This window comes from Saliphagus sp. GCM10025334 (assembly GCF_042663485.1).
Lineage (GTDB): Archaea > Halobacteriota > Halobacteria > Halobacteriales > Natrialbaceae > Natronosalvus.
This window is the reverse complement of record NZ_JBHTAF010000009.1, coordinates 1-21,077: the sequence shown is the minus strand read 5'-3', so window position 1 is coordinate 21,077 and position 21,077 is coordinate 1. Positions and strand designations below refer to the sequence as shown.

Genomic DNA, 21,077 nt, shown 5'->3' with positions numbered 1-21,077 from the left:
ACTTTCAGTGCGGTAGCGGTTCTCTTTTGTCAGTTCGTACTGTAAGTTTGGTTTATTGGAATGAGTTCACAACAGTGGCGAGATCGTGAGACGCTACGCGAACTACACCTCGATAAAGGACTTCAGGCAGGCGAAATGGCCGATGAGTTGGGTTGTTCCAAGTCGACCGTTCTCACGTGGTGTGAGAAACTCGGTGTCGAATATGATCAAAACCGGTCTAAGCCATGGTTCGACAAGAACAAGCTCGAGGAGTTGTATCATGGTGAGGAGTTGTCCAGCAGCGAGATCGGGGACGAGCTCGGATGCTCTGCAACGACAGTGAGGGAGGTGATGGATCGGTTTGGGATTGATCGGCGGCAACCTCCAAATATTGCGGCTGAGGGCGCCCCTTGGAGAGATCCTGAACTACTCCAGGAGCTCTATCATGACCGTCATTTGTCGACACCCGAAATTGGTGAGCGGCTCGGGTGCACAGGGAAGACGGTTCGTGAGTGGATGGTTCGGCTAGGGATTGATCGTCGGGATACCACCGAAGCTCGCCTTCGTTCGCTTCGACGGCGCCCAGCCCAATTCCATACCAAATCAGACGGCTACGAGCGGTGGTCAAATACATTCGATGGCACCCACTATGTTGTATACGTCCATCGCTTGCTCGCTGTTTCTGAGTTCGGGTTTGATGCCGTCTCCGATATGGAGGTTCACCACATCAATGGAATTGAATGGGATAATCGACCCGAGAATCTCGAGTTGCTCTCCAAATCGGATCACGGTAGACATCATGCTGAAGAGCGGTGGAACAGTTAGGGTTCTGCGTAACACCTCAGTTTTCTTTCGGCTGTTTTCAGGCTACGCTCGAGTGAACTGAGTGTGTATGTACGGACTCAGGATGTAGGGAAGTTGAGCTTCGTTTCAGAGAATCTAATCTGCAACTCTCCTGCATACGCCCCATTCACCTTAACATGGCCCTCGAAGTTGTTAAGCAACCATTCCATGTCATCGGACGTTACTGAGGAATCAGAGTGGAGGATATAGTAACATCCTTCCTCGTCCGTTTCTCCGAACCTCTCTGTTAGCCCCGCCCTCGACAAGATTGAATCGGGGCGATTTTCGATTAGCTCTTCAACGTTCTCGTGCCACGGTTGTTTCTTCGTCATTGTCTTGTTCAGCAGGAACCACTATCTATCCACGTACACGTCTCGAAATCTAGTAAGGTTTTCGACTGTTCAACAGGATCAGCGTTGATCGAACGAGATTTCGCCAAGGCGCTCTCTCGCGACAAATGCGTTGATATGCTCGCTTCCGGTATATGTGTCGTCGAACACGTCTTGCGGTACTACTCCATACCATGCCAGCGGATGATTTCCGTACGCTCGCCTCTGTTGGAGTCTCTCATATCCTACCCGAAGAATCGACTCAGCCAGGGTTCCCCGAATCAATTTCTTCCCACGACCTTTCAATGACGATCTCTCTGTCGCTGTCGCCTCATCGATTGTTTCGTCGGTCACATCTGTCCAAATGTCCGATATCGCTTTTCGATACAAACGCGTCTCGACTCGTTGCGAAAGCGGAACACTACACCAAAATTCCACAAAGTCCCTATCCCATAAGGGAAGGTACCAATCGAAGTCGTACGCTTCAACCGCACGCATTGAACTGATGATGTATTTGGGCTGCCGATTCCGGAAGTCCCAGGCCTCAACCGCTTCAGACGCCGTAACAGAATCCACTTCTGACAATATCCCCAGTTGGTTTGTTATCCGGTCAATGATTTCGGGCCGGGTGTCCTTTGAAAACGTCCCCAGCGAAACGTGTGTGTCGAACATCCACTGGACGACCTCGTCATGGCTCACACGAGGTTTTTGTTGAAACTGTTTCGGAAGATGGCTGCCCGCAATCATATCTCCGGAGTGTCCTGGGACAATGATAGCGTCATTTTCGATCGAAGGTGAATCAGCCAACTCGCTCAACGCAGGCCCCATTTCAATATGTGGAACTCCTGCAAGGCTGCCAGTTAGATCGTAAAGCCGGTCGCGTCCCTCACTTCTGAACCATTCTCTCCATGTCGCATGATCATAATTAACGAAGTGCCAGTCTATTCCGAGAGCATCAGCTCGCTCTTCAGCGATCTGTACCTCATTTGAAGTGGGCTGCCCGTATGTGAAAGCAGCGAGATTTTCGTGACCCTGTTTTACGAGCAAAGCAGCGATTATTCGTGAGTCAAGACCCCCACTCAAGGGAAGGACAATCTGGCGTCCGCCAGCGTAATCGATCAACCGCTCGATCGCGGCCGACGCAACTGTAGCTACATTCTCGACGGTCTTCTGTTTGTCATGATCATAGGAGAACGTGAAATGCCGAGTAATATCGAGCGTCCCCTCCTTCCACCGAAGCACTTCACCGGGGAGCATTTGTTTGATGTCTGGATGTCTTGTTCTGTGACCGTTCACATGCCCTATATTCCTGTATTCGGCAGTCGAGACCCGGTCACGTTTCGAGGGGATAACTGAGTCTATCCAGTCACTTCTGTCGGAGAGGTAAAGGGCTCCATCGTGCACGGCATAGAAGAGCGGAAGACTTCGTATATGATCCACACTCGCAACGACCTCATCAGGCCTCTCCTCAATGTACGCGTAAAAGCCAGGACAATCCTCATTTTCACTGACGTTAGAGGGCGGAGAGGTGGTATGAGAATTGACCTTTCGGTTAGAGCTTACGTCCCAATTCTGAGTGAGATTTAGATGATAGTTTGCCATATTGACGTAATCCAAATCAACCTAAATAGTGATGTCGGTCACACTACTGTTACCCGAGTCTCGTTATATCGAGGTAACTGGCTTGCTGAACCCCATCTACAGTTACGTCCCCTCCAGTATCTTGCTGGAGCGTGATGTTTACCGTATCGCCGTCTGCTAAACTAACAACGCCTGTGACGGTCGCTGAGTCTCGTCCCCCACTCCCCGTAATAGCAGAGCTATTTTGCCGTCTGCTGGAGCCGTTCCGGTTGATTTTGAGGAGACCGCGGCCAGAACCAGAAACGCCGTCTAACTGGATCGTGGCGGAGACAAGATAAGAACCTTCCTTTGAGGCTGTAAACTCGTTATTTGCGGTGTCGAAACCATCCAGTTCGTCCAATGCAACGCTGTCAAATTGGATTTTAGTTTCGGACAAATCAGCAACGGTCTGGTCGGTCGATAGGTAGGTGTTAGTGGCGTTTTTTATCTCCGGATTGTAGAACGGTTCGGAGAGGTCTGCGTCATAGATGAATCCGGTCGTGTCGGTGTCGTACTTCTCCGAAACGTTCGTGTAGGTCGTGCTTGAGTTGACCTCGATCATTCCGTGCTGTCCGGCAAACACGCCAGTATCTACGTCTGCAATCTCGCCAACCCATTTGCAGTCCGACCCCTGATACGCACGAATGCCAATTTTTGCCACGTCGCTTCCAGCAGTAACTTTCGAATCTGGATGGCCCATTATGTGTCCGCCATCGTTCGCTTCAATGACCCTCTGTGTACCGCCTTTTACCGTCGCGTATCGAACCGATAGAGAGCCGTTCACGACCCCGATTGCCAATCGGCTACCTGTTCCCTCTCCCTCAATTGTGGTAGTGCCGCGAAGGATACACGAAGACTGATAATTAACTTGTATAGGTCGGTCGTTATATCCAACGCCAGCGGTGCAGTTATAATAGAGACAATAGCTCTGGTTAAGGAGGACGTGGCGGGTTTCGGCGTTTTCGAGCTTGAGGTTTTCGAGTCGGAGACGCGAGCCTTCTTGTGAGATAATAGGGCCACTTTGAAGGCCGTCTATCGTCGTGTCCGGGTTTCCGCTTCCGTCGGTTGCTCCGATGATTTTCACCGGCGGGTGGTGCGGCTCAAGGGTGATTGGGCCATCATAGGTCACTCCACTATCCTGAGCATCAACTATCGCCCAGTCGTTACCCGGTGCCACTGGGAGGTCGTCGATGGCCGCCTGTAGATCAGCGTAGTCGCTGGCGTTGACAACTGCCTCACCTGTATTGAGCGATCCAACGTTGTCGATGTCCTGGCCAGCCGCGTCGAACGTCTCAGTTAACGGATTGGTTAGCCCGTCGATCTCGAGCTGGTCTTCGTTCAGTCGGATCTCGACACCGTCGTCCGTCTCGACGGCCTCGATCGCGCCGACAAAGTCCATCAACTCGGGGTCGATCGTGATCCCCTCGCCGTCGTTGGCGACCAGGTGGGTATCGAAGAACCCGAGGTCCGATACTCCGGGGTTGTCGCTCTCGCTGTTAAACCAGCCCATGAAGGCCAGTGCCGTCGCTGCGTTCGCGTTGAATTCCCTGCGTGTTTGGTTAGTCATGATCTCCCCCGTTTGTTGTTATTCGCTCGCTCGTCCCGTCCGGCAGGCCACAGGCACTTTATCGAGGTCAGCGGCCAGACGCTCGGCGACCGAAAAAGCGGCTTCTCGCTCGAGCGGCCGGTCCGTCACCCGCTCGCTCGTGCCGTCGGTTTTGTTGTGCCAGACGCTCCAGCCAGCCAGCGTCGAGTCCGATTCCACAGTCACCTGCTCGCCGTCGCGACCGGTCCACACCTTGAGGGTGAGGTCGTCGCGGTCGAGATACCAGTCCCCGTCGACCATCATCGGATCGATCGTCGGGAAGCCGATCTGTTCGGAGACCGTGTTGACGAGTTCCGCGAGTGCGTCGGTCCGGGTCCGCTCGGTCGTTCGGGAGACGGTGCTGTGGTTGTGCCGGGTGGCTGGCTCGGTTGCCATAGGCGCTTTCGAGGAGTCGAACCTCTATCTCGGCCTGGGTACCGAAAGAACGCGTCCGCTAGTGGTTGTGAGTCTGTGCTTTAGGCCGAGAGTCGGCGCCGCGAGACGACGAGGCCGGCCGCGAAGAGCGCGCCGCCGAAGCTGCCGACGGTCGTGAAGCCGAGGAACGGCAGGACATCGAGCGTCAGCATGATGTCGAGTCGGTCGAACCCGGCGTTTCGCAGGTCGCTGTAACTCAGGTCGGCCTGGTCGATGAAGATGCTCTCGACGTCTTCGGCGTCGAAGGCCGCGCCGTAGTTCTGGGACTCAACGAAGACGTCGATCTCCGAGGCGCCGGAGTAGTCGTCGCCGACGTGGAGCGTCCAGACGCCGTTGTCGTGGACGTAGTAGGTGTCGTTGGCCGTGTCGACGATGTCCTCGTCAGCCTCGCCCTCGAAGGCGAGGACGGGCGTGCCATCGGCCGCTGCCGAGGCGCCGAGGATCAGGTCGCCGGACTCGAGATCGTCGCTCATGGCCTCGTCGAAGGCGTCCGAGCCGTTGCTCGTCGAGTCGTAGACGGTGACCGTCGTGTTGTCGCCGTCGATGCCGACGGTGCTGTCAAACGTGTGCAGGTCGGCGGGCTCGTCGTCGCCGAAGACGCCGAAGGACAGTTTCGCGAGCGAGAACGTGCCGAGTTCGGTCTCCTCGATCGTCGCGCTGTCGTCGTTGACGTTGACGACTGCGTGGCTGTTGTCGAAGGTGATGTCGACCTTGAAGGTGTCCATCGCCGTCGTCTCGTTGCCGTTGGCGTCTTCGCCCCAGACGTTGACGGTCACAGTCGTGTTCTCGCCAGCGTCACCGGGGAGTTCCGCCAGTTCGCCCTGGGAGATGTTCAGCGTCTGTGAGGTCGCCGTCCCGTCGTCGATCGCGTCCTCGAGAGTGGCGTATTCCTCGCCGTCGTAGGTGACGTTCATGTACGCCGTCTCGGTGCCGTCGCCATCGAAGCCGTTCGTGCCGTCATCGGCCGTGATGTCGGTCTCGAGGTAGTCAGAGTCGTTTGCGTCGTAGTTCGTGACCTGGTCGGAGCCGTCGCCGGCCAGGGTGGTTGTGTCTGCGAGTGCTGCGCCTGCTAGCGCCCCGCTGGTAACGACAGCGAGGAGCATGAAGACAGCCAGTGCTCTGTTGATGTTGATTCGCATTGTTGAAGGAAGGGGTTAGTCAGAAAACGGTGCTCGAGTGTGGTGTTAGGCCCGCATAGGCGGGGGAACACCTCCGCTCTCGAAGGGTTGTGGATTTCGGGGCATTGGTATCTATCGCCGGATTGTGTTACGAGAAGTCCACCACTGCGTTGTTGGTCTGTCGTGCCCCGCTCGCTGTCCTGACAGCAAACGCGGGCGGTCCCGTGCCGTCGGTGACGTCATCGACGACGTCGAAGGCCAGCGTTTCAGAGCGATCGATGTTTCCGCTTGTATCCTCTACAGCGACGCGCCATTCGATTGTCGACCCAACCGGTACTGTCGGTTCGTAGTACTCCCATTCGACCGATCCGCCAGATGACGAGAGCGAGCGCTCGATCACGCTCCCGGAGAGTTCCCAGTATTCGATTTTGTCGTTTGAAGCAGTCGGGCTCCCGTAGACGTGGCGCTCGTTGAATCGCTGGTAGATCAACCCGATGTTGTGAGAGGTGATCCGATCTGAGGATATCGACCACGGCTCAGACGGGAATCCATTTGTATCGTAGCTCTCGGTCGTCATGTACCGCGAGGCCCATTCGCCGTCGGACTGCAAGTTGTTTGTATAGCCGTGGATTCGGCCGTTTCGGTCGATCGTCATCGTCTGGAGATTGATGTGGTTATCAATACTGCTGTAATCGTTCGTTTTAGCGGCTATCACGTAGTCGTTCCACGTTCTCGGGCCGCTTCCTTTGGCGATGAACAGATTCCCGATGCCAGAATCGTGTTCTTCGCCAGCCATGTACAGGGAATCGTTGTGTCTCCAGACTGTGGGTGAATTGAACGTCCGTTCGAGATCCCAGTCTGAACCCCCCAGAGTGATCTCGTTCGTGTAGTTTTTCCCCTCCAGGGTTTCGGCATTCAGGACGCCTACCTTGTTCGGATTTGCATGGCTTTCGTAGTAGAGATGCAGAGTTTCCGTCTCAGGGTCGTAGAACCAGTTCGGATCTTCGGACTGTTCGTGTGTGGCTGTAAAGACTGTCTCTGTGTTTTGGAATTGGGTGAGGTCCCCTCCAGGTGATTCTGCCCATACTAAATTCTGTCCAGGGCGTTGGTTCTCGCCGTAGATCATCACCAACCGATCGTCAGTTGGATCTGGCTGGCGAATGTCCATGCACTCCCGAACGGAGATGTTATCAATTACGACCGAATCGGGTGTGCGATTCAACGGCTCGAGGTAATCCGCTTCCCCGTATTCGCTCATCGACTGAAACTCGCCTCCGTTCAACGAGAACTCGACCCACGCGTGACTAAGGTCCGATCCGGTGATGTCGGCCTGGAGCGTGTTGTGGCCCAGCTCGTCGTCAAAAATCATTGAGCCTAGAGCAATTATCTCTGATGCCCCCTGGCTGATTTGGATCTCGGCCATTACTTACTCCTCTTCGACGATTGCTCGGACAATCGGCATCGCCGTTTGTGATTTACCGGACTTGTTCGTGATCCGGATGAGGACCGTCGAGCCGTGTGGGACCTCTCCGCCACTGACCGATGTTTGCCCGGCGTCGACTGAATCTATCACGACCCCAGCAGAATCATCATAGACCTCGAGTGTGAGGCCTTTTCCTGTTCCCCCACCCTTCTTTTGGAGTTCGACCCGTTGGAGGTTTAGCGTCTCCCAGCTGTGGAGGTCCGTTCGATAGATTTCTTCACTCGCCAGACCAGCTTCCCATTCAGTATGGCCTGGTTCGTAGGAGAGGTGTTGTGGGCCAATATCCTCAGCCCCACCGAGGAAAGACGGGAGCCAATTTGAGAGTGAGAAGCCAGCAGCCGCCATTAGACCCAGGTACCCTCGTCTGGAGATCGTGGAATAGAGCATTCAGTTACCCCCGAAGATGAGCGGATGAGTCAGCCCCTCGAGGGGTGCCCGATTCTTCTGTTCGCTTCGACTCAACGCGTTGCTATTGTTCGTTATCATTTTTATAACACTCCGTGAAAATTTTGGGCTTAGATCGTCCTGTTATCCGCCACGACTTAGTTATCACTCACAGTGAGTATTCAATCAAGAAAATAGTTATGGCTATAAGAACTTCGCGCCATCGAACATTGCCGATGCGCTACTCGTTGACGTATTGACTGACCATCCGATCCCCCCATCCGTGAAAGTCGAGTCAGTAGCCGTCTCGGAAACTAACTCCGTTCCATTAGAATCTTCAACAGTTCCAGTGATTGTACCGTCAGTCTCCCACCCGATCTCTACTCTGAGCCAGTCATCAGTCGGCCACGTCACGCTCGTCTGAGCTAAATTGTCGCCGGTGGTACCGCCAGAGCCGTTTCGCAGTTGGATAAGGAAGTCGTCGACGTCGAACCGAGTGAAGATCCGATATGAGTCGTCGTCCGATAGGATACCGTCAGGAACGCCAAACGAGAACATCGCTTGAGCACCAGACCCATCGTTGTAAACGTAGTATTCCCACGTGTCTCCCTGTGCTGGGTAATCCTCGAGGCCCCCTCCAGACCAGGAGTCGATCGTCTGAGCTGATCCAGATGAATTGCCTTTGAGTGAGTAGCTTCCTTCTTGAACAGGTGAAGTAGTCGTCACCTCGAAACTTGCCGTAGCGCCGCTATACGGGTCGAGATTGGCTCGTTCGAAATCGTCTAATATCGCTACGAGATCCAGAGTGAGTATCCCGTCTGAGTCGACAACGTTGGTCAGGCCAGATAAGGGCCAGTCCGAGCCGTTGATCGTGAGTGAGTCTGGCGATTTTTTCTCAGACGTTGCCGAACCGATTTCGTTGTATCCTTCCATTGTGTCACCTCAAGTCGTCTGTTTCACTGCCGCCCGCCCATCCGAGGCGGTGGAATAACTCGCCAAGTCGGTGATCTATCGTCCCACTCTCCCACCAGCTCGAGCGCGTGAGCATCACTTCTGGGTCCTCGATCGCGCGGCTGTTGGTGCGGTTGTAAAAGCCATTATCAGCCCACTGTTCTCGTGCCTCGCCCCAGTCTTCGAGGTTCGAGAAGTTGCTCGCGAACGCGCCGTCTTCGCCAGGCGAGTATTTGTGATGGTGCCAATAAGGGATGATCTCGAGCGTCGCGTGGGTTCGCAACTCTGGATGGCGAATCTGCTCGAGATTCCCTCCCATCGGTTCCACCTCTGCGGGGAAGTGGTGATAGGCGCTGTAGACGACTCGAGCGACCTCGCCCGTTTCCTTGTCCACCATCACGTAGATCGGCTCGTGATCGCCCAGATGGCTGTCTGCCTGGAAAACGAACCCCCAGAGGTTCGCACCGTCCTGGTGAGAGAGTTGGGACCAGTAACAACAGACGTCGTAATCGTACTCCTCAGATCGAGCCACGTAACCGAACAGTCCATTGTGTCGTTGGCGCGTCTCCCAGTCAGTCACCAGCAGCGGCTCGTAGCGATAGAGCATCTGCTCGTCAAATTCTATCGTGACATGATCGGGTTTGCCGCGCCAACCCTCTTCAGTCGTGTAGTTGGTGTACTCCCAGTCGATCGATTCTTCGGGGAGTGTTAGCGCAACGGCGTTGGTGTCGAACTCCGGAGAGTCAGTTCCCGAGTTCGCCCCCATCTCGAGGAAGTACTCGTAGTGATAGTCTGAATTAGCCTCGAGCGTATCGAGGACGTGTGTTTGCGTACCATCGTTCACGTTCTCGAGATGCGTATTCAGAGGGGTGTCGTCGGAACTAGTCTCGAACTCACGGACTGTTATCTCGATCGCACTGTTAGCCGAATCGTAGATGGTCGCGCTCGTCTCAAGCTCGACTTCGCCCGAATCTGTCGCAGCGACTGACGCCGGGATCGAGATCGCCCCGATCGTAGCCGTCGCCACAGTTGTTTTGAGGAAGGCTCGCCGATCGAGGCCCGCGCTATCGATCTCTGTTTGGGTTTGCTTTGGCATTGAAAATAACCTCCTTAAAGCCACCCTCCCTGGGTGTTCGAGAGCCAGCGGTTGAATTCGTCCCGAACCTGTGCCTCGTCGTTTCGGACGTCGGCCTGTGTCTCGTCAGGTTCGGCGTTGTTGATCGCTGCCTGGACGTCGAGGAGACCGTTTTCAGCCTCCGTCTCACCGACGTTCGGGAGCGGGTAGGACGTCACCGTCAACCGGTCGATCGCCTCCTCGACGGTCAGATTTTCACTCGCGCGTATGAGTGTCGCCCCGCCAGCGACCATCGGCGCAGCCATACTCGTTCCCGAGAGTTCCTTCGGGCCGTTCGGAAGCGTAATTCGAATGGCCATTCCCGGAGCCGCCAGCGCTGGAGTGGCGCCGTTGGTGTCACCATTCGAAAGGTCGGAGACACCCGGATCGGGGCCGATATTCCCGAAGTTTGCGATTTTGGTATCGTCCCGATCGCCGCTTTCGGGAACGTTCGTCGCGTTGATCGCAAGTGCGTCGTCGGCGTCTGCGGGAGAGTTGACCCAGGTCGATCCACCAATCCGGTCGTTGCCAGCGGCGACCACCGGAAGGACGTCGTTCTCGGCAGCCTGCTCGAGGACGACCGCGAGTGCCTTCGAGTACATCGGACTCCCCAGTGAGAGGCAGATCACGTCCGCACCCTCATCGATCGCCACCTCGATCGCGGCGATGATGTCTGCCGTCGAGCCGCTTCCGTCGTCACCGAGTGCCTTGAGTGCTAACAGCGAGGCGCCGGGCGCGAAGCCGTCCGGGCCGACGATACAGTGAGAGACCCACGATCCGTGACGGGAATCCGCTCCGTCAGCCACCGCTTCGGGGCCGTTGTCGCCAACCGTCTCGCCAGTGATGAGGTTCTGGCTCTCCGGGAGCAATCGGCTCTCGAGGTCGCCGCCGTCGGTGTTACAGCCGGTGTCGACCACGGCAACGACCATGCCCGAGGTGCCGACACTCGAGACGAGTGTATCGTCCGCGCGAACGTGTTCCCGAGCGTCGGAGATCGACGCCGTCAGAGCGTCCTCATCGAACGCGAGGCCGCTGCTCGAGGGAGTTGGCGTTCTCGAAACAGCCAGTCGGATGCGCTCACCGTAATCGAGGTCGACGTCCCATGCCGAGGAGTCCTCGAGTGTGGTGAGCGGCTCCGGGAACGACATCGTCACGTTCGCGTCGACGTACTCGACCCACGAGAGCGACTGGAGGCCGCCCGAGACGCGCGAGAAGCCACCGGGGTAGGTCTTCACGCCCGCATCCTCCCACGACGTCGAGATCGTCGCGAGGTCGGCGTGGTCGTGTTCGGCCAGCAAGTCGCGTTTGTCGTCGCTGTCGACCCAACTCGTGAGGCGGTCTCGCTTCTCCGGGTCGTATTTCACGATGAACGTCGGGCTGTCATCGAGCCCGTGTTCGATCCGTTCGTCGGGTCGGGATTCGGCCAACGGCGTGAACGCCCCCCGAGACCAGAACCCACCGATAAAGGCGGGTGTAGTGGTTAGTACGGCTGTACTTGCGACTCCGGATAGGAATTGTCTACGTTGCATAAATGCACCTCTTAGGCTGTTGGTCTCGGTGGGTCCCGCTTCCGGCGGGCGATGAGGCCGACGAACACAAGGCCGAGTCCGTCAACCCACAGCGGGACCGACGGCAGACTCGGTAGGCCCTCGAGTTTGACCTGGCCCCAGTGCTTGATCCGGTCGGTCCACTCAGGCTTCTCGATGATCTCGAGGTCGAGCTGACCCCGGTCGTTCGTCTGCGTCCACAGGACGGCCTTTCCGTCGTCGTTCGTCGTCACCTGTCCCCAGCGGGTGTCGCCGCTCCACGTCACGGGACCGTCCCCGTGGTAGAACAGCGAGCCCTCGGGGAGGTTGTCGAAGTGGACGTAGGTGGTAACGTGCGAACGGACCGTCTCGCGGTTATCGCCCTGGAGCACTCTGAACGAGAGGTCGTGATGGGTGCCGCTCAGTACGGCCTCGGGCTTGAGGTCGATGCTCGAAGGCGCGCTTTCGCCACCCGGAAGGATGGCCGCGATGCGGACCTGTCCAGCAGCGTCGACGTCGATCTCGCCGCTTCGAATCCCTTCCCCTACAATCACATAGGGGCCGGTCGCGTCTTCGGAGGCTCGAACAACCGGGTTGCCCGACCGAGGTTGTTCGTGTGCCCGAACGCGAATCGTCCGGACGAACTTCTCGCCGCCGTTGGCGAGGTACGTCATTCGGACAGTGTGGACGCCCTGTCCGTTCGTGGTGAACGTTGCGCGCGTGGCGCTCTTGATGTCGACGCCAACCACGTTTCCGTCGGGGTCGTACACATCGACACGCTCGAGGTTGTCGTAGCCCGTTCCGGTCTCGGGTCGGAGGTTGACGGTGACTCGGTCACTCGGCCCGGGGGCCGTCGTCGAGAGGTCGACAGCCGGCACACTCGGAATCGCACCGGAGTAACCAGGGTTGATGATCGAGCCACCAGTATTGCCGATGCCTTCGTCGTTCGCTGCCGTCACCACGAGGTTTCCGGTCGCGGGGTCGTTCGGCCCGATGGGATATTCGACCGAGAGCGTCCGCGCCCCGAAGAGGCCGCTTCCCGAGATTTCGTAGAAGTCTTCGGGAACGACCTCGGTAGTGCCGTCAGACCATTGGATTTTCACGTTGATGGCATCTTCCTCGACGCCCTCCGGGAGTGGGAACTGGCCCCGGATCGCCGAGAGTTGGTCCTCGAGGTCGCTCTCATCGTCGATGTCCTCGAGCTCGTCGATCAACTCCTCGAGCGTGTCCACGCGCTCTTTCAGATCCTCGCGTTCCTCATCGGTGAGGTCGCCGCCGATCTTGTCGATCACAGTGTCTATCTCCTCATCGGAGAGGTCATCGAGATCGATGTCCCCGATCGAGACATCACCGGGTTCAAAGTCGAGTGGATTGGCCCCGAAGATCGCCTGTTCCATCAACTTCGTCTCAGTCTCGAGTTCCTCTCGAGAGAGGTCCTCGACCTCTTGTACTTCGTCGAACTTGGAGGATTCGAGGTAGCTTTCGCGGACGGGATCGACGGTCTCGACGAGTGACTTTGCCATCTCGTATCGCGTCTCGAGTTGGCCGCGTTCCATCTCCTCGACGCGCTCGTCCCATTCGCTCTCGAGTTCGGAGATCGTCTCGTTGAGTCGCTGGTCTTCGATCCAATTTCTCCATTCATCGAAGCCCTGGAGTGGCTGATTCGGAAGGGTATCGAGTCGGTAGCCCTGAATTGTCGCGCCTTCAGTCGGGACGTCGTAGTGTTGCGGGCTACTGATTACGTAGGTGCCGTTGTAGTCGTGTTCCTCCACAGCCGTCCGGAGGTCTTCGAAAGACGGCCCCGTGATTTCTCCTAAGAGTTGGCCGTCCGCTCGATAAGCCTGCACGGCCGCTCGCTCGACGTTTGAGGAGAGGCGAATCTCGAAGTGCCCGGTCGAATTCGTCCTTGTCGTCCGCCGCTCGAACTGACCACTACTAAGTCGGTCTTTGATTTGCTGAGACGTCTCCACAAGTTCGCCAGCCTCGTTTTCGAGCTCGGATGAGAACATCGAGGCGATCTCGTCGGGGTCGCCCGAGGAAATTACGTAGCCGCGTTCCGGTGCGCCTTCGGGATATACGCGATAAATCCCTGGAGAGAGGCTGGTGCTGGCGGCGTGCCACTCGCGGTCAGGCCACCCGATGCGTTCTTCGGTGAACATCACGCGCGTATCGAGTTCCTGCCGATCGAGGACACCCGTCGGCCCCAGTTGCTCGACGACGATCGTGCCCTCAGTCGGTGCGCCCGGGTGCGAGCTACGGACGGGTGAAGTGTCCACATAGCCACCGTCCTCCGCAGGGTCCCACAGTGAGAGGACGATCTCTTTGTCCGGATCGACAGTCAATCGTGGGTCGTCCACTTCATCGCTAATAATCGTCGTCCATCCGCTACCCCAGTCGTCCTTGTGGTGAACCAGTGGATATGTCGCATCTGCTTCCATGTGGGAATCGAGGTCATAGTTTGAGTCCCACGCATCTGGCAGTGGACTCCGCGCTTCATCGAGGAGTTCCTCGGCCCGTTCCTTGGGGTCCTCGTAGACGCTCTCGTCGATCGTGGTGAAGTCGACGCCGAGACCTTCGACTGTGGCGTTCGGGATTCCCTCACCCTCCTGGTCAACGAACTGTCCGCTGATGACGTGTGCGCCAGCATCAACCTCGTCGAGCCACATTTCCCGGTTGCCGCCATCGTACCCAGGCATCATCATGAAGGGGCCGCTGAACTGGTCGAACTCACCCTCCATTTGCCATTCCTCCGGTTCGCTGGACCCAGCTTCCCAGATTTTAGCCCTGGCGTGACCGCCATCAAACTGCATCCGGAACTCTACCCACGTGTCATAAATCGGGGCTGTTTTCTGGTCCTCCGGGACGTCATAGTTATTTTCGTTGTCCCTCCAGTCTTCGTGAAGGTACACCTCTCCGTCAACGTTGTCGATAACGAGGACCGCTCCGTGTTTCTCGTTATCGCTCTGGTCATCCAGGCCTATTCGATATGACCCAGTTGACTCATTAGCTACTTTGAATGTGCCTGTCAGTTCGAAATTATCGTGAGTGTCAAATTCAGGGCCATCGTCCCACCGAAGTGACTGCCACGCGTCCTGGGTGAACTCTTGTTCCGTGATTTTTAGCGATGAGGTCCCCCAAAAACTATCGTTCGATACTGTGGGTGAGCCTTCATCAGATACCCATCCAACTGTATCGCCATCTTCGAAATCATCGTAGTAGCTGGCGTTTTGCTGAATCGGGTCACCGCCGCCATCACCGCCACCCGTACTTCCACCGTCGGTGTCAGCGGCAAGCGCTCCGGCCCCAGCCATCGCCGGAATGGAGAGGATTAGGAGGGCGCTGAACACGATCGCCTGGATCTGTCGCCGTGACGGAAGCCAGCGGCTACGCGTCGCTCTCGAAGTTGATTTGTTTGTCATTGGAATAGGTCTCAGTGTCGGTAGAAGTCGCGCTGTTTGTCGTCTCGGAGCACCTTCGGTAGAAAGATCCACTCCGCCACTCGCCGCATGATTTCGGCGTCGTGGAGTTTGCCGCGCTCTTTGAGTTTGCGTGCGCCCTCCGCGATCGTGCGCTGGTTCCGTGGCGGGACCTCAACCGCCCGAATGTTCGCGCTCACGTACTCGACGAGCTCGAGGAGTTGGTCCTTCGGCCGATCGGGGATGATCCCGCCGTAGGTGAGGTGGCCGTACTCTTCGGAGTAGCGCCAGCGTCGCGAGGACGGCGCCTTCTTTTCCATGTCGCTTCGAGCCGTGACCAGACTGTTCGCCGACGGTGGGTAGACCTCCGGATCGGTGAGGTCGACCCTGATTCCCTCGCTCGAGTGCTGGCCGTTCTCCGTCGGCTCACAGAGGGCAACCGGGTCCAGAAATGGCTCTTGAGACGTCTGCTTGAGCCACAGATGGGCGAGTGACTCGATTTTCTGTTGAGTAACGGCGTTGCTGTTCGGATCGTGGCCGACGAGATCCTTTTCCTCGGCGTCGTAGTCGGTTTCTGATTCTGATTCGCCCCAGTGGTCGTAGCGGGCGTACTGTGCTCGTGCGTGAGACGCGCGAGTCGTGGACTCGTCACTATGGGCGGATGAGGTTGCCATTGGTATCGTGGAAGTGTGAGCGGTTGTCTGACGGTTCTGAGAAGCGTAGCTATGTACCACGGCCGTTTTACGGGCCGGGGAGCCTCGTCAAATCGACCACCACAGCAGGGTGCTGCCGGTTCAGAGTCCGATCCAATACGGCCCCATTCCCGGACACATGTCGTTGACGATGACCGTTATTGTATTGATAAACTCCCTAATACATGAAGGTTCCGGGGCTTTGCCGGAAAGTTGCCTGTGGTAAAACGGTTGTTAACCAGGAAATAACCGAGTATTGTCCGGCCGATAGTGCCACCGCTGGATTGAATACGATCCACCACGGAAAACTGAACTGACGAGCGCCTACTCAGACTCGGCGCGCTTGTCCTCGAGCTCCCATTGGCGTTTTCCATACGCCAGGGCCATGCGATACGCCTCGGACCGCGAGTTCGCCTCGTCGCCGAACGCTTCGGATACCCAGTCCTCGAGCGATTCGGTGACGTCGATCTCGCGCCTCACCATTCCTACGTCTCACCTCCATAGGCGTGACTGTCACAGGCCGATGGTAAAATAGGTCGCTTTTAGACGACCGTGCCGAGCGCGTCGGTTGCCGCCCGCGAGAGGATCACGTTCTTCTCGGAGACGTTCACCGGTTCGCCAGTGACGTCTTCGATGAGCGCTGCGAGACTCGAGAGGTACGCTTCGGAGCGTTCCTCACGGAATTTAAGGATCTTGTTGTGCTCGCCCGCCCGGTTCTCGAGATAGCAGACGACGAAGAGTTCGCGGACGTCCTCAGGAGCGCCCTCGAGGTAGCCAGGTATCTCGAGGTCCTGGTCGGCTTTCGACCCGACGGGAGTGCCGAGCGTCGTGAGCACGCGGCCCAGGATCGTGCCGTGTTCAGTCGGCCGGGCCTCGTCGGCACGCCCAGAACGGTCCTCAACGATCTGGTAGTCGACGTCGGCCAGTTCGAGCGCGTCGATCACGTGGCTCTCTTTGCCGCGCCGGTTGAGCGCGAACGATGGGCGATAGTAGTTATTCGCGATCGACCCGCCCGAGAAGACGTTCGCCACCAGGGAATTCAACGCGTCGAACTTCGGATCGCTGTACTCGAGGTCGAGCCAGCCTTTCGAGCTCGCGACATCGATCGCGTTCACTGCATCGGGGGCGCCGCCGTCGTCGATCCACGTTCGCAGGCGCCCGCGTGGGAGCTCGAGTGCTTTCGCGGTCGCTGTCGATTTGGTGTTGTGCTTCGAGGCGTACTCGGTCGCTTTTTGGTACTGTTGGACGATCTCGACGGCGTCCTTGTAGGCGCCGCCGTCGAAGGTTCGTGCGAGGTCTTCTTCGGTCACGAACACGCAGGTAGTCATTGCTCGAGTGGTGGTCAGTTCCATGTAAGAGGATTCGGGTTTCGGTGCTCGAGGGCGAAATCGCCATACGTGAACGTTTCAAGGGGGTGCTGTAAGCCTTCTATGAGTCGCTGATTATCAGTTTTGAAAGTGTCTCAGATACCGTGACTCTCGTTTATTCAGACCTAGCCACAGGGTTTATTATACAGTCGCTAAGTGAGACTATCAGCACAGGTTCGGCGCGAAGAAGCTGACGGCGTGGGTTGGTGTGGATACCCCCATCCCTTCGCCAGGTGGACTGACAGTGGGTCGGTCCATAAAGTTTCTGACCGTTCAGACCTGGTGCACAAGATCACACATGGATCTCAAAAAATACAGAAGTAAGCTGATCGGTGATGAATCGGAACGGGCTGTTTCGCCCGTTATCGGAGTAATATTAATGGTTGCGATCACAGTAATTCTTGCCGCTGTTATCGCAGCGTTTGTGCTCGACCTCGGTCCAGGGTCCGGCGACACTGCCCCGCAAGCTAACTACGAATGGACGAATGATAGCGGTACTTATGTCGTTGAGCACAGGGGCGGTGAGCCTGTGGATTTAGATTCTGTTCGGGTTTCAGGTGGCAGCGCCACAATGTCAGGGGAATTCAACACTGGCGACACTATTAACGTCACACCGGATAACCAAGGCGATCGAGTCCAGCTTATTTGGGAGCGAGGTAACAGCGAAGATATCCTGACGGAATACAGCGGATAATACCGCACCTCTAACTTCGTTTCGAAGCGATTTCATAGGCCACAGCGACAGCAACAGTCACGGAGGCGAAACTTACGACGTGTTCTAATCGAATTCGGAATATTGCAACCCCAATTTGGTTCCCACGGTTCAGATCCTCAATATCCCACTGATCTTGATCGATGAAGTTGTTCGCGTCGCCTTTGGTTTGATATCCATCGTCGGTTTCAGCGACGACTCGGTGACTCACTACCTGGTCGCCTAACTCCCCGCCAGGCTCAAACAGGACGACGTCCCCGATCTCCGGTTCGGCGTCGATCCAGACGTTGAACTGAATCTCATCGGGATCTTCGCCCATCGACCCACCGTCGGTTCCGAGGACGCCGATCGGCAACCCGAGCGTCGGCGCCGCGATAAGCCAGACAGTAATAGCCGAGAGCGTGAGCACTGCAAAAGCGTACTGCGTACGGTTGTCCATTATGCAGACAGTCAACCGATCTAGAAAAAAGCCTTCCGGGCCTATACCGACCGATCGACGACTTTCGCACCCGCGAGGATCAACCTCGAGCGCCCCCGTGGGTCGACCGACGGCGTCAACGTCCCTCGGGCCAGCCAGCACGGTCGCTCGGTGCCATCCTCGAGCTCACCATTCGAACACAGATCGCACCTGGTCGCCGCGATCGAGACGTAGCCGTCGTCGACCAGTATCAGGAGTTCGACCGTCGCGTTCGGGTACAGCACCCGGTTACAGACGTCACAGGCCCCTCGTTGTCCGATACCGACCGGGATGCCAGACAAGAGCGCCGTCTCGAGCGTCTGGTTCATCGGAACTGCTCGAGGCGCGCTTTCGCGTCCTCGAGTCGGCAGTACTCCGGGTGCGGGTCGTTCGGTTGGAAGAACGTCAGGCCGTCCTCGACGTCCCAGCGCGGCCGTTTTGACTTACCGAACCCGACGCGCTCGTCGAACGAGGCCGAGACGACCCACAGGCCGCTCTCGTCGAGGCCCTTCACTGACGCACCGTAGCGGTTCTCGCTGTAGAGAACGAGATCGACGCCCGTCTCGTCGCGGACGTGTTCCACGGTCGCGAACCAGTCGCCCTGTTTGATGGTCGAAACACAGCGATCGCCCTCGAGCAATTCGCGGATCCGTCGGACAGTGGTTCGAGATTTCTCGGCGCGGCGGATCAACTCGAGTGGTTCGCCGTCGATACCTTTTTCCGTCGTCTGAATCGTAGACATTCTTGCATCACCTTTCCGGGTGAGCACGTTGGCCGGGCGTTGCACCGCCCGGCCGAGATTCCTCCCGACGAACCAACGTTGCTCAGCTAGTGCCTAGTGCTATTCCCACATAAATATTGGTATTCTCCTCTTGTTTCTGTCATAGTTACTCGAGGCTATCGGGTGCCAGATCCTCAAGTTTCCTACCAGAACTCATATCTATTTTCACGGTCGCCATCGCGAGGTCTCGAGTGTGGTCGGTCTGTGGACGTCACGGCGTCGGTGATCGGCTCGAGCGCACACCGAATAGGGACGGTCGCAGTGAGCGCGCGGCGGCTCGAGTGTCTATCGGACCGAATTTCCCTATCTCTTGAAAATCACGACAGTAAGTTAGAATATGAATGTCAGGTATAGCAATACTTTTGCGGGTAGGCGTTTTAGCGACACCTGTCGTTCCCTAACGTAGGGGCGATGCCAAAATTCGGTGTGGGTCATGATCGAACCACCTGAATATTGGTAGCCTGACCCCCTGACGAGGGCGACAGCTCTAATCATGCTTTCATAACCGAAAAGTTGTTACACTGTTCAGAAGGCCCAGAAGACAACCGAGAGGGCGATAAGCCCAATCCCGGCCGTATAGGCCCCGCCGAACAGGAGTGCTGTGCCACAAATCATACTGGTAGCTGGCAGCCCGTCTTCGGGCGACACGTCGACTCTAATCATGCTCTCATCCGGGTTTCCCCGGTCGCGCCGCGTTATCCACGACGCTACTTTCGTTTAGATATTCGTCACGTATAAACCCACGCGAATTAACGGATTTAGTGAATCTACGGTGTGGGTCGCCCCAGGCCGTTGAATACGACCTCAAAACACGAAACGTACGAAACCGGACCCCTATCTATTTCAGACTGTCACGACCACCAACACAGTATGATTACCGACCACGCGGTTTTACAACCGGACGTCCAGCCCGATCGGGAGGTGGTCGTCCATCGCGACGGCGAAATATCACACCTCACCTCGACGCTCGAGCCCCTCACGCACGGCTACTCCACCACGGGTGCGTTCATCCACGGGCCATCGGGCGCCGGGAAGACGTGCACGACCCGGTGCGTCCTCGAGGACTTAGAGCGCGTCGCCGGCATCCCGGTCGCGTTTCTCGATTGTCTCTCGATCCATAGCCGGAGAGACGTCCTGAATCACGTCCTCGCCGAGCTGGGCGATGGGTCGACGCTCGAGCGCCGATCGGTCGGCCCGGCCGATATGGCCGTCCGCATTCGCGAGATCGTGGACGAGCCGACGGTCGTCGTTTTGGATGAGGCCGACCAGGTCGACGAGCTTCGCGTCCTCCAGGAGCTATACGAGGTGCCCGATTTAGTGCCGATTTTGGTGGCGAACCAACCTTGGCGAAAGTTCGATCGGGCCGACATCCGCCTCGATTCGAGGATCGGGTCGTTTCCCTCGATCGAGTTCGACGCTTACGACCAGGACGAACTGGTGGAGATCCTTCGCGAGCGCGCGTCGATCGGCCTCGAGCCCGGCGCCGTCGAGGCGGGCGTCCTCGAGTACATCGCCGCGTGTGCGGAGCGAAACGACTGTCGCCGCGCGATTTCGTTGCTTTTTGAGAGTGTGAAGCGCGCCCGTCGCGATGGCGAGGGGTCGGTCACGCGCGCGGTCGTCGACGCCTCCAGAACGGATGCCGATCGGCAGGTGATCCGGTCGCGGTTGTCGTCGTTGAGCCGGCAGCAACGGATTGGGCTCGAGGCGATCGGGGAGGTCGGGCCGGCGACGTCGACGCCGCTGTTCGAGGCGTACGAGTCCAGGTCGGGCGACCCCGTGGCGAATCGAACCTTTCGCGGGTGGCTCCCGAAGTTCGTCGAGTACGATCTGGTCGATCGGGCCGGAGACGAGAGCGCCCCGGAGTACGAGGTCCGAGAGGTCGTGCTCGAGGAGCTCGGCGGAGCAGTAGTTGCTAAAAGTTAGTCTTCGAGGTCTTCGGCGTCGATCTCGCGTTCAGCCACCTGTTTCCCCTTTTCCGTGATCTTGTATGCGCCGTCGTCGGGGAAGTTTTCGAGGAGCCCTCGAGAGGTCAGTTCCCGGCAGCGTTGCCCGACCCAGTTGGCCGAGTACGGAACGTTCAGGGCGATTGAGGCCGGTTTGAGCTTCGCGTCGGTGGAAGCCATGAAATCGAGAATGTACGTGTCGGCAGGCTTCATCCAACCGACCTCTCTGTGCATCTTGGCAGAGATTGAGTCATAGCGTCTATAATCCCACCGAATACTTATTATGGAACGTTATATAGGTTACTGCGCTAACTCTTATTCTGCTCTTAGTAACCCATATGG

At 57.3% G+C, this 21,077-nt stretch carries 22 protein-coding genes; 4 read left to right on the top strand and 18 right to left on the bottom strand.

The window, feature by feature from the left end; genetic code table 11:
* Positions 1–135: 135 nt before the first annotated feature.
* On the top strand, positions 136–804 hold the full coding sequence (locus ACFQO4_RS20710) for an HNH endonuclease (protein WP_500262631.1): 669 nt from the start codon (positions 136–138) through the stop codon (positions 802–804).
* Positions 805–881: 77 nt separating this feature from the next.
* Here ACFQO4_RS20710 and ACFQO4_RS20705 read toward each other — a convergent pair whose 3' ends face one another.
* From ACFQO4_RS20705 to ACFQO4_RS20655, 11 genes are all read right to left on the bottom strand, one after another.
* Positions 882–1,154: a hypothetical protein gene (locus ACFQO4_RS20705; protein ID WP_500262630.1), complete on the bottom strand. Its 273-nt coding sequence runs from the start codon at positions 1,152–1,154 to the stop codon at positions 882–884.
* A 78-nt stretch (positions 1,155–1,232) separates the two neighbouring features.
* Positions 1,233–2,753: an asparagine synthase-related protein gene (locus ACFQO4_RS20700; protein WP_500262629.1), complete on the bottom strand. Its 1,521-nt coding sequence runs from the start codon at positions 2,751–2,753 to the stop codon at positions 1,233–1,235.
* A gap of 49 nt (positions 2,754–2,802) precedes the next feature.
* Positions 2,803–4,338, bottom strand: a complete 1,536-nt coding sequence (locus ACFQO4_RS20695; protein WP_500262628.1) for a C1q-like domain-containing protein — start codon at positions 4,336–4,338, stop codon at positions 2,803–2,805.
* 18 nt (positions 4,339–4,356) lie between these two features.
* On the bottom strand, positions 4,357–4,752 hold the full coding sequence (locus ACFQO4_RS20690) for a hypothetical protein (protein ID WP_500262627.1): 396 nt from the start codon (positions 4,750–4,752) through the stop codon (positions 4,357–4,359).
* An 80-nt stretch (positions 4,753–4,832) separates the two neighbouring features.
* Positions 4,833–5,930 (bottom strand): hypothetical protein, encoded by a 1,098-nt coding sequence (locus ACFQO4_RS20685; protein WP_500262626.1) that lies wholly within the window; start codon positions 5,928–5,930, stop codon positions 4,833–4,835.
* 127 nt (positions 5,931–6,057) lie between these two features.
* Positions 6,058–7,278 carry a hypothetical protein gene (locus ACFQO4_RS20680; protein ID WP_500262625.1) on the bottom strand — a complete coding sequence of 407 codons (1,221 nt, stop codon included), beginning with the start codon at positions 7,276–7,278 and terminating at the stop codon, positions 6,058–6,060.
* Between the two features lie 57 nt (positions 7,279–7,335).
* A complete protein-coding gene (locus tag ACFQO4_RS20675; RefSeq protein ID WP_500262624.1) occupies positions 7,336–7,779 on the bottom strand; it encodes a hypothetical protein in 444 nt (147 codons plus the stop codon).
* Between the two features lie 201 nt (positions 7,780–7,980).
* Positions 7,981–8,709, bottom strand: coding sequence for a hypothetical protein (locus ACFQO4_RS20670; protein WP_500262623.1), 729 nt, complete (start codon positions 8,707–8,709; stop codon positions 7,981–7,983).
* A gap of 4 nt (positions 8,710–8,713) precedes the next feature.
* Positions 8,714–9,823 (bottom strand): hypothetical protein, encoded by a 1,110-nt coding sequence (locus ACFQO4_RS20665; protein ID WP_500262622.1) that lies wholly within the window; start codon positions 9,821–9,823, stop codon positions 8,714–8,716.
* 14 nt (positions 9,824–9,837) lie between these two features.
* Positions 9,838–11,268 (bottom strand): S8 family peptidase, encoded by a 1,431-nt coding sequence (locus ACFQO4_RS20660; protein WP_500262620.1) that lies wholly within the window; start codon positions 11,266–11,268, stop codon positions 9,838–9,840.
* Between the two features lie 113 nt (positions 11,269–11,381).
* On the bottom strand, positions 11,382–14,105 hold the full coding sequence (locus ACFQO4_RS20655; RefSeq protein WP_500262619.1) for a hypothetical protein: 2,724 nt from the start codon (positions 14,103–14,105) through the stop codon (positions 11,382–11,384).
* A 51-nt stretch (positions 14,106–14,156) separates the two neighbouring features.
* Between ACFQO4_RS20655 and ACFQO4_RS20650 the strand changes: the two genes are divergently transcribed.
* Complete coding sequence (locus ACFQO4_RS20650; RefSeq protein ID WP_500262618.1) at positions 14,157–14,357, top strand: hypothetical protein; 201 nt, start codon at positions 14,157–14,159, stop codon at positions 14,355–14,357.
* A 440-nt stretch (positions 14,358–14,797) separates the two neighbouring features.
* Here the strand turns inward: ACFQO4_RS20650 and ACFQO4_RS20645 are convergent, their stop codons facing one another.
* The 3 genes from ACFQO4_RS20645 to ACFQO4_RS20635 all read right to left on the bottom strand — a co-directional run bounded on the left by ACFQO4_RS20645 (position 14,798) and on the right by ACFQO4_RS20635 (position 16,803).
* Complete coding sequence (locus tag ACFQO4_RS20645) at positions 14,798–15,457, bottom strand: hypothetical protein (protein WP_500262617.1); 660 nt, start codon at positions 15,455–15,457, stop codon at positions 14,798–14,800.
* Positions 15,458–15,799: 342 nt separating this feature from the next.
* Positions 15,800–15,958, bottom strand: a complete 159-nt coding sequence (locus ACFQO4_RS20640; RefSeq protein WP_500262616.1) for a hypothetical protein — start codon at positions 15,956–15,958, stop codon at positions 15,800–15,802.
* A 59-nt stretch (positions 15,959–16,017) separates the two neighbouring features.
* Entirely contained in the window at positions 16,018–16,803 is a 786-nt protein-coding gene (locus tag ACFQO4_RS20635) for a hypothetical protein (protein ID WP_500262615.1), read from the bottom strand.
* Between the two features lie 337 nt (positions 16,804–17,140).
* On the opposite strand from ACFQO4_RS20635, the gene ACFQO4_RS20630 reads away from it, so the two are divergent.
* Positions 17,141–17,536 (top strand): type IV pilin domain-containing protein, encoded by a 396-nt coding sequence (locus ACFQO4_RS20630; RefSeq protein ID WP_500262614.1) that lies wholly within the window; start codon positions 17,141–17,143, stop codon positions 17,534–17,536.
* Between the two features lie 10 nt (positions 17,537–17,546).
* Here the strand turns inward: ACFQO4_RS20630 and ACFQO4_RS20625 are convergent, their stop codons facing one another.
* The 3 genes from ACFQO4_RS20625 to ACFQO4_RS20615 are packed head-to-tail and all read right to left on the bottom strand — an operon-like array spanning position 17,547 to position 18,753.
* Positions 17,547–17,993: a S24/S26 family peptidase gene (locus ACFQO4_RS20625; RefSeq protein WP_500262613.1), complete on the bottom strand. Its 447-nt coding sequence runs from the start codon at positions 17,991–17,993 to the stop codon at positions 17,547–17,549.
* Positions 17,994–18,034: 41 nt separating this feature from the next.
* Entirely contained in the window at positions 18,035–18,340 is a 306-nt protein-coding gene (locus tag ACFQO4_RS20620) for a hypothetical protein (protein WP_500262612.1), read from the bottom strand.
* Positions 18,337–18,753, bottom strand: coding sequence for a hypothetical protein (locus ACFQO4_RS20615; protein WP_500262611.1), 417 nt, complete (start codon positions 18,751–18,753; stop codon positions 18,337–18,339). The genes ACFQO4_RS20620 and ACFQO4_RS20615 overlap by 4 nt, the downstream gene beginning before the upstream one ends.
* Positions 18,754–19,662: 909 nt before the next feature.
* Between ACFQO4_RS20615 and ACFQO4_RS20610 the strand changes: the two genes are divergently transcribed.
* Positions 19,663–20,715 (top strand): Cdc6/Cdc18 family protein, encoded by a 1,053-nt coding sequence (locus ACFQO4_RS20610; protein WP_500262610.1) that lies wholly within the window; start codon positions 19,663–19,665, stop codon positions 20,713–20,715.
* Here ACFQO4_RS20610 and ACFQO4_RS20605 read toward each other — a convergent pair.
* Entirely contained in the window at positions 20,712–20,969 is a 258-nt protein-coding gene (locus ACFQO4_RS20605) for a winged helix-turn-helix domain-containing protein (RefSeq protein WP_500262609.1), read from the bottom strand. The genes ACFQO4_RS20610 and ACFQO4_RS20605 overlap by 4 nt on opposite strands.
* Positions 20,970–21,077: the final 108 nt, after the last annotated feature.

Coding starts and splice junctions, on each gene's coding strand:
- ACFQO4_RS20705 (WP_500262630.1), bottom strand. CDS start 1,154: ATGACGAAGAAACAACCGTGGCACGAGAACGTTGAAGAGCTAATCGAA.
- ACFQO4_RS20635 (WP_500262615.1), bottom strand. CDS start 16,803: ATGACTACCTGCGTGTTCGTGACCGAAGAAGACCTCGCACGAACCTTC.
- ACFQO4_RS20680 (WP_500262625.1), bottom strand. CDS start 7,278: ATGATTTTTGACGACGAGCTGGGCCACAACACGCTCCAGGCCGACATC.
- ACFQO4_RS20640 (WP_500262616.1), bottom strand. CDS start 15,958: ATGGTGAGGCGCGAGATCGACGTCACCGAATCGCTCGAGGACTGGGTA.
- ACFQO4_RS20630 (WP_500262614.1), top strand. CDS start 17,141: ATGGATCTCAAAAAATACAGAAGTAAGCTGATCGGTGATGAATCGGAA.
- ACFQO4_RS20690 (WP_500262627.1), bottom strand. CDS start 4,752: ATGGCAACCGAGCCAGCCACCCGGCACAACCACAGCACCGTCTCCCGA.
- ACFQO4_RS20675 (WP_500262624.1), bottom strand. CDS start 7,779: ATGCTCTATTCCACGATCTCCAGACGAGGGTACCTGGGTCTAATGGCG.
- ACFQO4_RS20625 (WP_500262613.1), bottom strand. CDS start 17,993: ATGGACAACCGTACGCAGTACGCTTTTGCAGTGCTCACGCTCTCGGCT.
- ACFQO4_RS20620 (WP_500262612.1), bottom strand. CDS start 18,340: ATGAACCAGACGCTCGAGACGGCGCTCTTGTCTGGCATCCCGGTCGGT.
- ACFQO4_RS20695 (WP_500262628.1), bottom strand. CDS start 4,338: ATGACTAACCAAACACGCAGGGAATTCAACGCGAACGCAGCGACGGCA.
- ACFQO4_RS20670 (WP_500262623.1), bottom strand. CDS start 8,709: ATGGAAGGATACAACGAAATCGGTTCGGCAACGTCTGAGAAAAAATCG.
- ACFQO4_RS20700 (WP_500262629.1), bottom strand. CDS start 2,753: ATGGCAAACTATCATCTAAATCTCACTCAGAATTGGGACGTAAGCTCT.
- ACFQO4_RS20605 (WP_500262609.1), bottom strand. CDS start 20,969: ATGCACAGAGAGGTCGGTTGGATGAAGCCTGCCGACACGTACATTCTC.
- ACFQO4_RS20610 (WP_500262610.1), top strand. CDS start 19,663: ATGATTACCGACCACGCGGTTTTACAACCGGACGTCCAGCCCGATCGG.
- ACFQO4_RS20655 (WP_500262619.1), bottom strand. CDS start 14,105: ATGGAGGGTGAGTTCGACCAGTTCAGCGGCCCCTTCATGATGATGCCT.
- ACFQO4_RS20615 (WP_500262611.1), bottom strand. CDS start 18,753: ATGTCTACGATTCAGACGACGGAAAAAGGTATCGACGGCGAACCACTC.
- ACFQO4_RS20710 (WP_500262631.1), top strand. CDS start 136: ATGGCCGATGAGTTGGGTTGTTCCAAGTCGACCGTTCTCACGTGGTGT.
- ACFQO4_RS20685 (WP_500262626.1), bottom strand. CDS start 5,930: ATGCGAATCAACATCAACAGAGCACTGGCTGTCTTCATGCTCCTCGCT.
- ACFQO4_RS20665 (WP_500262622.1), bottom strand. CDS start 9,823: ATGCCAAAGCAAACCCAAACAGAGATCGATAGCGCGGGCCTCGATCGG.
- ACFQO4_RS20645 (WP_500262617.1), bottom strand. CDS start 15,457: ATGGCAACCTCATCCGCCCATAGTGACGAGTCCACGACTCGCGCGTCT.